The following is a 14,456-nucleotide window of genomic DNA, read 5'->3' as shown; positions in this document are numbered from 1 at the left end:
AAACTCTACAAAGTGCGTAAATTCAAGGATTTCTAGATATCTTTCCTTTGTAGTCCCACCACAGTCTCCACATGAACCGAGTGCCCGAACATATCAACACACTGAACCTCTTTGACCTTATAATCCCTTTCTTCCAGATATCTCAGATCTCTGGCCAGTGTGGCCGGATCGCAGCTGACATAGACCACCCGCTTTGGCTGCATCTGTGTGATACATACCAGCAGGCTCTCGTCACAGCCCTTTCTCGGCGGGTCCACCACAATGATATCCGCATGAATATGGTCACGTTCATAAGCCTGCGGCAGTACTTCTTCTGCCTTTCCCACATAAAATTCAGCATTGTGTATATCATTGATTGTAGCATTGCGCTTGGCATCATCAATAGCTTGGGGAACAATTTCAACCCCATAGACCTGTTTGGCTTTCTTGGCCATAAAGAGTGAAATGGTACCGATACCGCAATATAAGTCCCAAATGACATCATTTGGTCCCGGATTGGCAAACTGAAGGGCCGCTCCGTAGAGTTTCTCTGTCTGCACCGGATTCACCTGATAGAAAGATAACGGTGAAATCTGATAACGGACATCACCGATATAGTCCGTAATATAATCCTGTCCCCAGAGTGTCACCACTTTGCTTCCCAGGATCACATTGGTCTTTTCCTGATTGATATTATAAGAAATACTTGTCATACCCGGGATTTTTCTCAAGGCTTCCACCAGGTTCTCACTGTGCGGCAGTTTTGTGCCGTTGATAATGAGACAGACCATAATTTCCTTCGTCTTAAAACCGACTCTTGTTAGAATATGTCGAACCAGACCTTTATGACTTGTCTCATCATAAGGCGCAATATCATGCTCTGTCATCCACTGTTTCACAATGGCAAGAAGCTGTTCATTAACCGGTGCCTGAATACAGCAATGGGCAGAATCTACGATGACATGGCTGTGCCCGGCATAAAATCCTGTAACGATTTGTCCGTCTTTGCCAAGTCCCACCGGGAACTGTGCCTTATTGCGGTAATAATAAGGTTTTTCCATTCCGATGATCGGATGCATCACATAATCTTCTACATGTCCCACACGGCTCAGCAGGTTCCTGACCTTGTTCTCCTTGAAAGCCAGCTGACGTTCATAGGACAAATGCTGGATCTGACAGCCGCCGCAGCTGCGGGCGTGAGGACATGGTGCCTCCACCCGATCCGGTGAAGGTGTAATAATGCGCATCAGACGGCCGTAACCGTAATTCTTCTTCGTCTTGATGACTTTGACTTCTGCCGTGTCACCGATCAACGCATCTTTCACAAAAAGTGTATAACCATCAATCTTGCCGATGCCGGAACCGTCTGTACTCAGATCTTCAATCTCAATCGTATAAATATCATTCTTCTTGATTGTCTTTTTCTCCATCCCTGACTCCATTCCGTATTATTTGGATGTTCTTCTGATATTGGATTCGAAAATGCGGTTAAAACCAAGCCATTCCAGATTATCTTCTGAACGGTCGAAAATCTCTGTCATTGTCTCCATACGTGCGTCTGTGTTGTCTGCCAGGTTCAACGCCATAGCCTCCATCAGTGCCGGTTTCTTCGGTGAACCGTATTCCAGCTCACCGTGATGAGCCACGATACAATGCTTCAACTCATTGGCCAATACAACAGGGAATCCCGGAATCTCACGGATGGCGTCATGGATCATCTCCACACCTGTCACAATATGGCCGATGAGCTGTCCCTCATCTGTATAATCATTGGACGGGAATAAAGATAATTCCTTTGTCTTGCCGATATCATGACAGATAGCTGCTGTGATCAGCAGATCATGGTTCAGATGTACATAGCGTGTTGTATAAAAATCACAAAGTTTTGTCACGCTGAGAGTATGCTCCAGAAGTCCTCCTACAAAACCGTGATGAATGCTCTTTGCTGCAGAATGTTCTTTAAAAGATTTGATAAATGCTGTATTCTTTACAAAAAATAATTCCAGCAATTCATGCAGATGCGGTTCTTTGACGCTGTCTACATATCCCATCAGCTCTTTGTACATATCTTCTATATTATAACGGCTGCATGGCATATAATCTGCCGGAATATATTCACCCTCTTTGGCACGGCGGATCCGGCGAAGGTTCAACTGCAGTGCTCCCTGGAAAGATGTCACCTGACCTTCCACCTTAATAAAATCCATCGGCTCAAAATATTCAATACCCGGTGTCAGCTCCCAGACTTTGGCATCCACTGTACCGGTCTTGTCCTGAAGCATCATGGAATAATAGCTCTTACCGGCTTTTGTCTTTAATGTTTGCTTAGACTTACACAGATAAATATCTGATACCATGTCTCCTGATTTCAATTCATGAATATATCTCATTCTCTCACTCTGCCCGCTCTCGGCGGGTTTCTGCCTTTCTACTCTTACCGTAACTGTTCCTCTTTCTCACAATTACATTTCATTAATATTCCTTTTATTATGCTGCTGCATAAGCTTTCTCCGCATTCACTGCGATCAGCAGCTTCAATATTATAGTATAGCAGACTTTTACCCTCCCGAGAAGACGAAAAGTTTGACAACAAGGCCTTTATGCTTTACTATTATTTTGGAGGTTTTTACTTATGAACGAAAAAGCATTGCGTATTCTTGAATACCCTAAAATTATAGATATGCTTACCGGCTATGCCAGCTCCCCTATGGGCAAGGATCTGTGCCGCAATCTGATGCCTTCCTCTGATATTTCTGAGATTCTTCAGGGACAGATGGAGACCAGTGATGCCCTGACCCGTGTCATGAAAAAGGGCAGTCTCTCCTTCTCCGGCATCCGTGATATCCGCGGCTCTCTGCTTCGACTGAAGGTTGGCAGTACCGTCGGTATGACTGAACTGTTGAATATCGCTGCCACCCTGGATGTGGCACTGCGTGCGAAATCCTACGGACGCCGTGAAGCCGATGATGAAGATCAGGATTCACTGGATAGCCTTTTTGCCCAGATTGAACCACTGTCGAATCTGAACCACGAAATCCGTCGATGCATTATCGATGAAGAAACCATGGCCGATGATGCCAGTCCGACATTGAAATCCATTCGTCGCCAGATCAAGCTGACCAACGAACGCATCCACTCACAGCTGGCTTCTATGGTTTCTTCCCAGAATATCGGTTCCAAACTGCAGGACAACCTGGTCACTATGCGAAACGGCCGTTATTGTCTGCCTGTCAAGGCTGAATACCGTTCACAGGTGCAGGGTATGATCCACGATCAGTCCTCCACTGGCTCCACACTGTTCATTGAACCCATGGCTGTCGTCAAGCTGAACAACGATCTGCGTGAACTCGGCAGCAAGGAAAAGGAAGAGATTGAACATATTCTGGATACTTTAAGTGAACTGGCAGGTGAATCCGCTGTTATGCTGGAACAGGACATTGCAGTTCTGACACGTCTGGACTTTATTTTTGCCAAAGCTTCCCTGTCCCGTACCTACAATGGCAGCGAACCTGTTTTTAATGAGAATGGTTATATTCACATCAAGAAAGGCCGCCATCCCCTTCTGGACAAGAAGAAGGTTGTTCCCATCGACCTGATCCTCGGCAAGGATTACCGGATGCTTATTGTTACCGGACCAAATACCGGCGGTAAGACCGTTTCTCTGAAAACAGTCGGTCTTTTCACACTGATGGGTCAGGCCGGTCTTCATATTCCTGCCTTTGACCATTCAGAACTGGCGATTTTTGACGACGTTTTTGCTGATATCGGTGATGAGCAGAGCATTGAACAGAGCCTTAGTACTTTCTCATCTCATATGACGAATATTGTCAAAATACTGAATGCAGCTGATGCCAAGACACTGGTTCTCTTCGATGAGCTTTGTGCCGGTACAGACCCGACAGAGGGTGCGGCTCTGGCCATTGCCATTTTGAAAACATTACTGAACCGACATGTCACCACCATGGCTACCACCCATTACAGTGAACTGAAAGTGTTTGCCCTGACAACGGATCAGGTCTGCAATGCCTGCTGCGAATTTGACGTGGCAACCCTCAGTCCGACATACCGTCTGCTCATCGGCATTCCCGGCAAGAGCAACGCCTTTGCCATCTCCGGCAAACTCGGCCTTCCGGCTCATATTATTGAGGAAGCCAAGAAGAATATTGATGTTCAGGAACAGAATTTTGAAGAATTGATCGCTGACCTTGAGACAAGCCGTGCCACTATTGAGAAAGAGCAGGAAGAATTATCCGCTTACAAGGCTCAGGTGGAATCCCTGAAAAAACGTCTGGAAGAAAAGCATGACAATATTGCCAAACAGAAAGAACGAATTCTCAACGAAGCCAATGAAAAAGCCCAGAATATTCTTCAGGATGCCAAGGATTATGCCGATCATACCATCCGTACCATGAATAAACTGTCGAAATCCGGCGGTGTGGATATGAAGGCCCTTGAACAGGAGCGAAGCCGTGTCCGTGACAAGCTGAATCAATCCAACAACCGCAAGAAAGCTGCGCCTGCTGCCAAAAAGGCCAAGGTCTATGCAGCTTCTGATTTCAAGCAGGGGGATTCCGTCCATGTTCGCAGCCTTGACTTAAAAGGCACCGTTGTCTCCCAGCCAAACAGCAAAGGTGAACTGTCGATCCAGATGGGCATTCTCAAATCCCGTATTCACTTCAGTGATCTGGAGCCAATTGACGAAGAAGTCATCAACACACCGATGATCAATAAGACCGGCTCCGGCAAGATCAAGATGAATAAAGCTGCCCATGTCAACACTTCCATCAATCTGATCGGTGAAACCGTTGATGAAGCCATGATTGATCTGGACAAATATCTCGATGATGCTTATCTGGCCCACATCCCGAATGTCACCATCATCCACGGCCGTGGCACAGGCGCCCTGCGAAAAGCTGTCCACGAAAAACTGCGCAAGAGCAAATATGTCAAGAGTTATCGTCTTGGAACATTTGGCGAGGGTGAGACCGGCGTTACCATCGTCGAATTTAAGTAATTGGCAGCCCATTGTGCATGCCGACTCCAAACAGGTGTAAAAAATAAAAATTGTCATGATTTATCATTGAAAAAATGTACATTTTCACGTACACTAGCATTGGAATAATTTTGCCTGAAGGAATGGCAAATGAATAACATAAAACTATAAGAGAAATGTTGATTAAAGGAGAGCATTATGGAAAAATTCGAAAACGTTACTTATTTTAACCATCCACTGATCCAGCACAAAATTTCTATCCTCAGGAAGAAAGAAACCGGAACAAACGAATTTCGTCATCTGGTAGAAGAGATTGCTATGCTGGAAGGTTTTGAAGCCCTCAATGACCTGCCTCTGGAAGAAGTTGAAATCGAAACACCGATTGAAAAATGCAAGACACCAATGATCGCAGGCCGTAAGCTGGCTATCGTTCCGATTCTGCGCGCAGGCCTCGGTATGGTTGAAGGTATCCTTGCTCTCGTTCCATCTGCAAAAATCGGCCATATCGGTCTCTACCGTGACGAAGAAACCTTCGAGCCTCATGAATACTACTGCAAACTGCCTAGCCCGATCGAAGAACGTACCATCGTTGTCTGCGACCCAATGCTGGCAACAGGCGGTTCTGCTATTGATGCCATCACCATGATCAAGAAACATGGCGGCAGAAACATCAAATTCATGTGTATTATCGCTGCTCCTGAAGGTGTCAAAGCTCTTCACGAGGCACATCCGGACGTTCAGATCTACATCGGTCATCTGGATCGCTGCCTGAACGAACATGCTTATATCTGCCCTGGACTTGGCGATGCGGGCGATAGAATTTTTGGTACGAAATAGTTTATAGTTTCTTGGTTTCAATATCATAGTCTTTGAACAATTTGGACGGAGAATTTGATTTGCCTCTCGCTGTCGATCTCGAATGTTGGGATAAATATGATGACGAAACGCTCATTTTCTAGGATAGAACATAAAAAATAGCAGTTCAGAACAGGCCGCTCTCGCTGCCGGTTCTGAACTGCTATTTCTTTATGTTCTTCTAAGAACCAACTTGTGTTTCGCACGTTTTATTCGCGCATTTTATTCGTCTCTGTCGTTTGTCAGTTTCAGTTTGTCCAGAATGTAGAATGCCAGACCCATGATCATACCAACGACACAGGCCAGTACCATACCTGTCAGCTGAATGCTTCCGAGCTGTACGGAAATACCTGAGAGACCTGTAACGAATACAACGGCTGTCATAGCCTGATTACGGGATTTGCCGTAATCTACCTGTGCATCTACAAGGATACGGATACCGGACGCACCGATCATACCGTAAAGCAGGAATGAGATACCGCCGATAACAGGACCAGGTATGGTACTGATAAGTGTTGTCATCTTGCCGATAAAGGAACAGATGATGGATAATACCGCTGCACCGCCGATAACGTAAACGCTGTAAACTTTTGTCATGGCCATAACACCGATGTTCTCACCATAAGTTGTTGTCGGAACAGAACCGATGAAACCGGAGATCATCGTTGAAAAGTTATCTGCAAATAAAGAACGGTGCAGACCAGGATCCTTCAGCAAGTCTCTTCCCACAATCTTGCTTGTAACGATCTGATGTCCGATATGCTCGGAGGTGATAACTAACAGAACAGGAAGTACAATGGCAATAGCCTGCATATTAAACTTCGGTGTCTGGAAGTTCGGAAGGGCAAACAACGGTGCCGCTGCCACTTCTGAAAAATCAACAATACCACATGCCAGAGAAGCCACGTAACCGGCAATAATAGCGATCAGAATCGGAATAACGGACAAAAATCCACGGAATACGACAGAACCGATAACGGCTGTCAAAAGTGTTACAAGAAAAACGATGATATTAGCCGGAAGAAGGACTTCATCCTTCAGACCTGCATTAGATGCTGCTGTGCCTGCCAGTTCGAGACCAATAAGGGCTACAACAGGACCCATTGCTGCCGGAGGCAGGACCACATTGATCCACTCAGAACCGAACTTGTAAATAATCAATGCCAGAACACAGCCGCAGAAGCCGACGGCCACAAAACACCCTAGGGCATAATCATAGCCCCATTTGCTGATAACGATACCTGCCGGTGCCAGAAATGCAAAACTGGAGCCCAGATAAGCCGGTGCACGTCCCTTTGTGATTAAAATAAACAGCAGCGTACCGAGACCATTCATAAATAAAACGATCGCCGGATTAATACCAAACACGAACGGAACAAGCACAGATGCTCCGAACATGGCGAACATGTGCTGAATACTGAGCGGAATCAGCAGCTTTACAGGGACTTTCTCATCAACCTGTATAATTCTTTTGTTTTCCATAAAGGTTCTCCTCTTCTCTATAGCGTCTCAAGATTCTTCACTATTATATACGAAAGACATCAAATAGAAAAGCCCTAATTCATATTACCAACAAATTTAAGCACCATTTAAGCACTTCTGCCCGTCCAAAATAAAACCAGACAGAAAATATCAAATCCTTCTGAAAAGAGCCCACGCCCCTTCTAACTCTGTTGGTAAACATTTAGCTGATTCTCGCAGTTTTGCGCGCATAGCGACAGCTTTGAAGCGATGTCTGAAGCCCGTAAGGGCAAGTTTCGCGTAAAAGCTGTCAATAGGCGGCACAGCAAAACTGTGAAAATCAGCGTGTTTGCCAATAGAATTAGAAGGGGCGTGGGCTCTTTCGAAGTATTTGGCGTTTTCGCCTTATTCTTCGTGCCAATGCAGTCTGTGCAGATGCCCCTGCAGTTCCATCTGCGCAAACTGATGCTGTCTGAGGGCCTCATACAGCACAATGGCCACTGAATTGCTCAAGTTCAATGAACGTATGTTGTATTCCATCGGGATACGCATACAATAATCTTCGTATTTCACAAGAATTTCTTCCGGGATACCGGCACTTTCCTTGCCGAACATCAGATAACCGTCCGGCTCATAGGCCACTTCCGTGTAAATATGTCTGGCCTTGGTGGTGGCCATATAAAGCTTGCCCGCACAATCCGGATTCTTCTCCAGAAAATCCTCAAAATTCTCATAAACTTCATAATTCAGATGCGGCCAATAGTCCAGTCCCGCACGTTTAACCATCTTGTCCGTAATTTCAAAGCCCAGAGGCTTAATCAGATGCAGTTTGGTACCGGTGGCCACACAGGTTCGTCCGATGTTGCCTGTGTTGGCAGGCATCTCCGGTTCCAGCAAAACAATATTCATACTCATAGATTTTTCTCTTTTCTCACCCAGCTGACAAAACGTGCCATACGATCTGTCGCTTCTTTTAATTCTTCAAGAGAATAGGCATAGGAAATTCTCAGGAAACCCTCGCCGCTGTCTCCGAATGCTGTACCCGGAACAACTGCTACTTTTTCCTTCTTCAATAATTCTTCCGCAAATTCATCTGAGGTCATGCCCAGGCTCTTGATGCTTGGGAAAATATAAAAAGCGCCGAATGGTTCAAAGCAGTCCAGTCCCATCTCCCTGAATGTATGTACAAGGAAACGTCGGCGCTGATTGTAGGATTCACGCATCATGGCTACATCATCATTACCATTGCGAAGAGCCTCCACAGCCGCATACTGGCTGGTTGTCGGTGCACACATAATGGCGAACTGATGAATTTTCAGCATCTGATGCAGAATCACATCCGGTGCGCAGGCATAACCGAGACGCCATCCTGTCATGGCATAAGCCTTTGAAAAACCGTTGATAAGAACCGTTCTCTCCTTCATGCCAGGCAGGGATGCAATGGATGTATGCGGATATTCATAAGTCAGTTCACTGTAAATTTCATCACTGATAACGAAAATATCATGCTTCACGCACAGTTCGGCAATGGGCTTTAGGTCTTCCTCCGTCATAATGGAGCCTGTCGGATTGTTCGGGAAAGGCAGCACCAGAATCTTTGTCTTTGGTGTAATCGCAGCTTCCAGTTCTTCTGCTGTCAGTTTAAATTCATTTTTTTCCTGAAGATTAATAATCACAGGCACACCATCCGCCAGTACAACGCAGGGCTGATAAGAAACATAACTTGGCTGCGGAATAATGACCTCTTCACCGGGATTGAGCATGGCACGCATGGCAATATCGATGGCTTCAGAACCGCCCACTGTCACCATAATTTCGTTCGCAGGGTCATATTCAACATGGCATTTGCGTTCCAGATAAGCGCTGATTTCTTCCTTCAGTTCCTTCAATCCGGCATTGGATGTATAAAATGTACGGCCTTTTTCCAGAGAATAGATACCTTCCTCACGGATATGCCACGGTGTATCAAAATCCGGTTCACCCACACCAAGAGAAATGACATTCGGGTCATTCATTTCCACGACAAGATCAAAAAACTTACGGATGCCGGAAGGTTTAATGTCTATGACTTTATCGGATAATGGGTTTCTCATGGTGTGATCAGCTGCCTTTCTTTCTTATTTGTCTCAGAAACCATGATTGTACCGTGGTCTTTGTATTTCTTCAGTACAAAATGGGTTGCTGTGCTTGTCACGGATTCCAGTGTGGAAAGTTTTTCGGAAACAAATGCAGACACCTGTTTCAAAGTCTTGCCTTCCAGCATCACACAGAAATCATAAGCACCGGACATCAGATAGACAGTATCCACTTCAGGGAAGTTGTAAATACGCTCAGCAATGTGGTCAAATCCATGACCTCTCTGAGGTGTTACACGCACTTCGATTAATGCCACCACTTTTTCTCTGTTGGTCTTATCCCAGTTGATGATTGTATGATAGCCGCAAATTGTCTTGTCGGATTCCATCTCATAAATGGCTTTTGCCACTTCTTCTTCCGGTTCCCCAAGAACAATCGCCAGATCTTTAATGCTGATCTTGCTGTTTTTTTCTATGACGGATAAAATCTTCTCTTTCATTTCATTCATTCTCTCATACCCCTTTTCTATGATTGCTATAGCTGCTCAAAGCCAGCTGCCTTATTTCTATGATTCAGATTTCGCCTGATTCAGACTTTCATATCGAAATGGCTCCAGAAAGCGCACTTCTTCTTCGTTTAAAACAACCCGGTCATTATCATCTGTCAGATGTCCGATGATAACTGCCGGGATGCCCGCGGCAGCCAACTCCGCCAGTACTTTCTGGCCATGGGTGGCCGTCAGAAGCACTGCGCCTACCGACAGCAGCTGATAAGGACTGATATTAAAATAATCACAGATTTCAACCGTTTCCTGCTTCAATGGCACTTTCTTCAGCTGAATGCGTGCCCCAAGCCCTGCATTCTCCGCCAGCTCCCATACTGCCGAATAAACACCGCCTTCACCACAGGCATACATCGTTCTTACGCCTGCTGCTGCCGCTGCCTCCACAGCCTTCACCGTTGAAATAGCATCCCCCGTATAATCCGCCTCAAGAATCGGGCTCAAAAATACCGAATTAAAATGATTCTCCAATTCCGCCTCATTGGCAAAAGTCAATTTTGCCGCACCGTATCCGCCGGTATAACCTACCATAATGATGTCCTGATCCGCACAGGCTTTCTCTGACTCAAAAAGGCTGCCTGACTCACCGGATGCCATAACAGTTATCATCGGTTCCTTCAGACCTGCTGCCGCTGTCACATCTGCCTGCACGGAAGCGATCTGAAGCTTCTCGCAACTTTCAGCCGCTGCTCCCACCAGTTCTTTGATGGATTTCTCCGAAAGATCCTCCGGCACAATGATCTGTATATTGACCAAAGACGGACGGCTTCCTACTGTCGCCAGACGATTTACCGCCAGATGAACTGCACCTGCTGATGCGAGATTATCTCCGGACAGTACTGCTGTCGCTGCTGCGATCGGATTGCCCGACTTACTCTTAAAATGACTGATATCCCGGATAGCGTCACCCTGGCTCACAGCCCCGGACACTTTTCTCTCTATTACTTTTCGGACAGAACGTTTATAAATCGTATCTGTCACCTTGCCGCAATCCAGCATATTTTTATACCTCTGTTTGATTAATTTTCTTCACTCTTCTTGTTATTACTGTCATCTTTTTTACTGTCAGAATTGTCCTTCTTTGTACCAACAGTAATATATCTCGGTGATGCACTGTAATAACTTGTATTGATCCAAACTGTATCCTGCAGACTTCCGTCTACATAAATCTTCTTATAAAAGGACGCCACATACCCATTATGGGCACTCTGTGTCACTTCCTGCCAGCCATCTGGCTGTGTATCATCCTTCGTAATGACATCCTCACCGGGTTCAATGGTCTTGTCTGTCACACTGTAAAACTCAATGCTTCTGTTGGATGAACGGGTTTCATGTCCGTATATATTGACATAGATTTCACCGCCATAAGTATAGGCTTCTATATAAATCGGTGCATCCAGATTATTTCTGAACCTGAAATCCACACTGCCCTCAGCAACTGTCGCATCCGCACCAAGCGGTACATATCCCACTGTCAGGCCATGATTGGAACGCTCGACAACCTCCAATTCCGCCCGCAAAACTGCATTATACATGGTGGAAGACACCTGACAGATACCGCCGCCAATACTTGGTACAACACGTCCCGCTGAATAGCCGGTGGCCTCATAATAACCGTTGGAAGCCGTAAATGGTGTCACATGATTTAAAAATGAAAATGTATCCCCGGGATACACAACCGTCTCATCAATCAGTGAAGCACCATTGGCAATATTGGCAATTCTGTTGTCACTGGAAGAAGAATAATCCGTGGAATAACCGCCCAGAAGATCAGTTACCTGCTTCAGCTCATCGCTGGTATGATCCGCCTTCACATCTTCCACAGTTGCATCCAGTTTCTGACTGGAACCATCCCAGCCATCACCCAATGCTTCTTCCACAGCCTTCGTTGTGGCATCTATATCAACCTTCATCCCTGTTACATCATCTGTGATGATAAATTCTCCGGAATGACGGACCAAGGAAGCATTCTGTGCATCTTTATTATATTCAGCTGTATCCTCATCCACTAGCTCTTTTAATTTGTCATGATCATATTCAAAATTAAGTGTATATTCTGCTTTATTATTCTTGACATCTGACAGTTCCTTGTATCGTTTGATCAGATTGCCGTTCACACCAATCTGGCAAATATCCTGAATCACCGTACTGTCCGCCACATGCATATCAAAATCTTTATACGAAATCGTCACTTCATCGCCATTAACGGACAAAGTCACTGCACCGCCGCAGACCTCATCCACATACTGCTGGAGTTTCTCCTCCGCAGCCTTAACTGTCATGCCGCCAAGCTCCATTCCATTGACCGTAACGCCTTCAGGTACCTCATGATCCTCAGAAATTTCCTCACTGTGTCCATGTTCATTTTCATTTTTATTTTCAGAAGACTTCTTATCCTTACCGACATCTGCTGTATCTTCGGATTCTTTATCTTTCTCAGTTTCTGCGGCCTTCTCAGTATCCGCAGTCTCTCCTGATTCTGCCTTTTCCGCAACATCCGCTGCCTTCCCGGATTCTATATTCTTCGCAGTCTCTGCTGCCTTCTCCGACTCATTGTCTTTATCAGCAGCTCTGGTCTCAATCACAATTCCTGATGACGTCTTCTCTGACTGAGCTCCGGTCTGTGCAAACGTATACCGGCCTCCCGCCACGGTCAGTGAAAATACTGCCGCCAGGCCAAGTATTCCCTTTAATGTTCTTCTCATCGTATGTCCCCCACGGGCTATCTCTATTAAATTCCGTCAATCGTCAGTTTCCATACATCTCATGTTACGCTTATTGCAGAAAGCACTGTGATTCCGTCACGCCTTCAACGATGTTTCCATACATACTATACAAACTGAATGACCATGCTTAAAACCATAGAAATCACGATCAAAGCTACAATAATGGTTGAAATAATCTTTGTTGTCTTCTTATTCATCAAAATCACTCCTATTAAAACGCTTCATACGCCCGTACTGCAGAATCGTCTTGTCAATCCATCGGGACGCTTCGCTCATTGTCATTTGTTCCATTGCATCGTTAAACTCTATTTTATGATATTTACATAAATCCTTCAAGTAGGCTTTTTGTTTTTTTGTCATAGGCTGCTGCTTTTTCACCTTGACAAACATCTTCTCTGGCACAAAAAGCTTCGGTTCTGATGATTCAAAATAATGTGCCAGTGTCTGATACAGCTTCGCCGTTGCCAAAGCATCATGATAAGCACGATGAGCCGAACTGTTGATAATACCATAATGTTCACACAATGCGCCCAGACTTCTCGACGGCAGATCCTTATGTACAGTTTTCGCAATCTTCAGCGTATCAATACCTTCATGTTCAAAAGGCAGTCGAAATTTTTCAGCAGCCATTTTTGTAAAACGATAATCAAATCCCAGATTATGTCCAACCACTACATAATCCTCACAGAAATCAACAAAATCACTGACAACCGCCTGCAAATCTCTGGCTCCTGCAAGCATTTCATCAGTGATACCCGTCAATTCCGAAATCTGCTCCGTCAGTTTCTGATGGGGATTAATGAACTCCGAAAAACGATCCGCCACCTTTCCCTGAATCACCTTCAGCGCACCAATCTCTATCATCGTATCCTTCTCCGGAGACAAACCCGTCGTCTCCAGATCAAAGACTACATAATCTTTTAGCATATATATCTCCTGTCCACGATAATTGCAAAACTTTATTTCCTGTAAACAAAAAACACCTGGCAGTTCACAGCAGGTGTTTTTGTTTTTCATGGTAATTGCCTTTTGCAATTATCTGTTTATTGAATATCACCTTTATATACAAACCGCAAAGAATATTATATTCCTTGTTTAATATATATAGTATATGCCGTTCATACATTTTTCGCAATGGGTTTGGCTATAGTTAGTATTTTAACTATCTGCCGATAACTATGAGAAACACGCTCCGCGAGTTTCTCAAGTTATCGCGGCTGTCCTGTCAGGGCTGACATGATCTCATAGCCTGCGCTCTCAATCTCCATGATTTCCGCTCTGTCATCCTGCTCAATTGAGAAATTGTGTAAACGAAAATCCATATCATCGAACCATGGTGATCGGACCTGAATCTTCATCCGGTACTGATATTCATACTTATAAACCGGCGGATCATAGCTGACCGTTTTGCCATCTTTTATATAGGTCTCTTCTTTGCGATCCTGCTCAATATCCATCTTACACTGAAGCACTGCAGACAACGGCACAATATCAGGATTCTCTTTCACGTCCAGCTTATGTGCAATCGTAAAATTTCCCTGTGTATCATCAATAAAGACATTGTACGTTTTGGTTGAAATCTGACGTGTCACATTAAACTTCTGTACCATCTCTTTGTTCTGCTCCCGGTACGCCAGCTGACACCGGATCTCTTCTACCGTACTGTGCCTGCGTTCCTCAAACCATGGTGATAATTTTTTGGCACATTCCTTACACAGGTTGCCATTATCCAGTTTGCGGTTGCTAAGTAATCTGATTTTCTCCCCACAAATATCACAGTATTTTTTATCAAATAGTCCCATTC

Annotated in this window: 12 protein-coding genes; 2 read left to right on the top strand and 10 right to left on the bottom strand. The window is 45.0% G+C overall.

What is annotated here, in order from left to right:
• Window positions 1-32: 32 nt before the first annotated feature.
• Entirely contained in the window at window positions 33-1,409 is a 1,377-nt protein-coding gene (rlmD, locus tag HED67_RS15465) for a 23S rRNA (uracil(1939)-C(5))-methyltransferase RlmD (RefSeq protein ID WP_221718838.1), read from the bottom strand.
• Between the two features lie 18 nt (window positions 1,410-1,427).
• Window positions 1,428-2,369, bottom strand: coding sequence for a 3'-5' exoribonuclease YhaM family protein (locus HED67_RS15460; protein WP_221718837.1), 942 nt, complete (start codon window positions 2,367-2,369; stop codon window positions 1,428-1,430).
• A gap of 242 nt (window positions 2,370-2,611) precedes the next feature.
• On the opposite strand from HED67_RS15460, the gene HED67_RS15455 reads away from it, so the two are divergent.
• Window positions 2,612-4,993, top strand: a complete 2,382-nt coding sequence (locus tag HED67_RS15455) for an endonuclease MutS2 (protein WP_221718836.1) — start codon at window positions 2,612-2,614, stop codon at window positions 4,991-4,993.
• A gap of 177 nt (window positions 4,994-5,170) precedes the next feature.
• Window positions 5,171-5,809 carry a uracil phosphoribosyltransferase gene (gene upp / locus HED67_RS15450; protein ID WP_178438077.1) on the top strand — a complete coding sequence of 213 codons (639 nt, stop codon included), beginning with the start codon at window positions 5,171-5,173 and terminating at the stop codon, window positions 5,807-5,809.
• Window positions 5,810-6,049: 240 nt separating this feature from the next.
• Here upp and uraA read toward each other — a convergent pair whose 3' ends face one another.
• The 8 genes from uraA to HED67_RS15410 form a co-directional block, all read right to left on the bottom strand.
• Window positions 6,050-7,309 (bottom strand): uracil permease, encoded by a 1,260-nt coding sequence (uraA, locus tag HED67_RS15445; protein WP_215633512.1) that lies wholly within the window; start codon window positions 7,307-7,309, stop codon window positions 6,050-6,052.
• Window positions 7,310-7,693: 384 nt separating this feature from the next.
• Window positions 7,694-8,197 (bottom strand): tRNA (cytidine(34)-2'-O)-methyltransferase, encoded by a 504-nt coding sequence (locus HED67_RS15440; RefSeq protein WP_215633519.1) that lies wholly within the window; start codon window positions 8,195-8,197, stop codon window positions 7,694-7,696.
• Between the two features lie 2 nt (window positions 8,198-8,199).
• Window positions 8,200-9,381, bottom strand: coding sequence for an aminotransferase class I/II-fold pyridoxal phosphate-dependent enzyme (locus HED67_RS15435; RefSeq protein ID WP_178438073.1), 1,182 nt, complete (start codon window positions 9,379-9,381; stop codon window positions 8,200-8,202).
• Window positions 9,378-9,863: an Lrp/AsnC family transcriptional regulator gene (locus HED67_RS15430; RefSeq protein WP_117526736.1), complete on the bottom strand. Its 486-nt coding sequence runs from the start codon at window positions 9,861-9,863 to the stop codon at window positions 9,378-9,380. Before HED67_RS15430 ends, HED67_RS15435 begins: the two co-directional genes overlap by 4 nt.
• A 66-nt stretch (window positions 9,864-9,929) precedes the next feature.
• A complete protein-coding gene (locus tag HED67_RS15425; RefSeq protein WP_221718835.1) occupies window positions 9,930-10,925 on the bottom strand; it encodes an AIR synthase-related protein in 996 nt (331 codons plus the stop codon).
• Between the two features lie 20 nt (window positions 10,926-10,945).
• Window positions 10,946-12,631: a VanW family protein gene (locus HED67_RS15420; protein ID WP_221718834.1), complete on the bottom strand. Its 1,686-nt coding sequence runs from the start codon at window positions 12,629-12,631 to the stop codon at window positions 10,946-10,948.
• 210 nt (window positions 12,632-12,841) lie between these two features.
• Complete coding sequence (locus HED67_RS15415) at window positions 12,842-13,579, bottom strand: 3'-5' exonuclease (RefSeq protein ID WP_178438067.1); 738 nt, start codon at window positions 13,577-13,579, stop codon at window positions 12,842-12,844.
• 281 nt (window positions 13,580-13,860) lie between these two features.
• Window positions 13,861-14,454: a DUF4428 domain-containing protein gene (locus HED67_RS15410; RefSeq protein ID WP_178438065.1), complete on the bottom strand. Its 594-nt coding sequence runs from the start codon at window positions 14,452-14,454 to the stop codon at window positions 13,861-13,863.
• Window positions 14,455-14,456: the final 2 nt, after the last annotated feature.

Source organism: Pseudocoprococcus catus (genome assembly GCF_019734885.1).
GTDB lineage: Bacteria > Bacillota > Clostridia > Lachnospirales > Lachnospiraceae > Coprococcus_A > Coprococcus_A catus.
This window is presented reverse-complemented; position numbering and strand designations above follow the sequence as displayed.

Bases quoted from the DNA above. Each gene is read 5' to 3' on its own strand.
- rlmD (WP_221718838.1), bottom strand. From the start codon at position 1,409: ATGGAGAAAAAGACAATCAAGAAGAATGATATTTATACGATTGAGATT.
- HED67_RS15460 (WP_221718837.1), bottom strand. From the start codon at position 2,369: ATGAGATATATTCATGAATTGAAATCAGGAGACATGGTATCAGATATT.
- HED67_RS15455 (WP_221718836.1), top strand. From the start codon at position 2,612: ATGAACGAAAAAGCATTGCGTATTCTTGAATACCCTAAAATTATAGAT.
- upp (WP_178438077.1), top strand. From the start codon at position 5,171: ATGGAAAAATTCGAAAACGTTACTTATTTTAACCATCCACTGATCCAG.
- uraA (WP_215633512.1), bottom strand. From the start codon at position 7,309: ATGGAAAACAAAAGAATTATACAGGTTGATGAGAAAGTCCCTGTAAAG.
- HED67_RS15440 (WP_215633519.1), bottom strand. From the start codon at position 8,197: ATGAATATTGTTTTGCTGGAACCGGAGATGCCTGCCAACACAGGCAAC.
- HED67_RS15435 (WP_178438073.1), bottom strand. From the start codon at position 9,381: ATGAGAAACCCATTATCCGATAAAGTCATAGACATTAAACCTTCCGGC.
- HED67_RS15430 (WP_117526736.1), bottom strand. From the start codon at position 9,863: ATGAAAGAGAAGATTTTATCCGTCATAGAAAAAAACAGCAAGATCAGC.
- HED67_RS15425 (WP_221718835.1), bottom strand. From the start codon at position 10,925: ATGCTGGATTGCGGCAAGGTGACAGATACGATTTATAAACGTTCTGTC.
- HED67_RS15420 (WP_221718834.1), bottom strand. From the start codon at position 12,631: ATGAGAAGAACATTAAAGGGAATACTTGGCCTGGCGGCAGTATTTTCA.
- HED67_RS15415 (WP_178438067.1), bottom strand. From the start codon at position 13,579: ATGCTAAAAGATTATGTAGTCTTTGATCTGGAGACGACGGGTTTGTCT.
- HED67_RS15410 (WP_178438065.1), bottom strand. From the start codon at position 14,454: ATGGGACTATTTGATAAAAAATACTGTGATATTTGTGGGGAGAAAATC.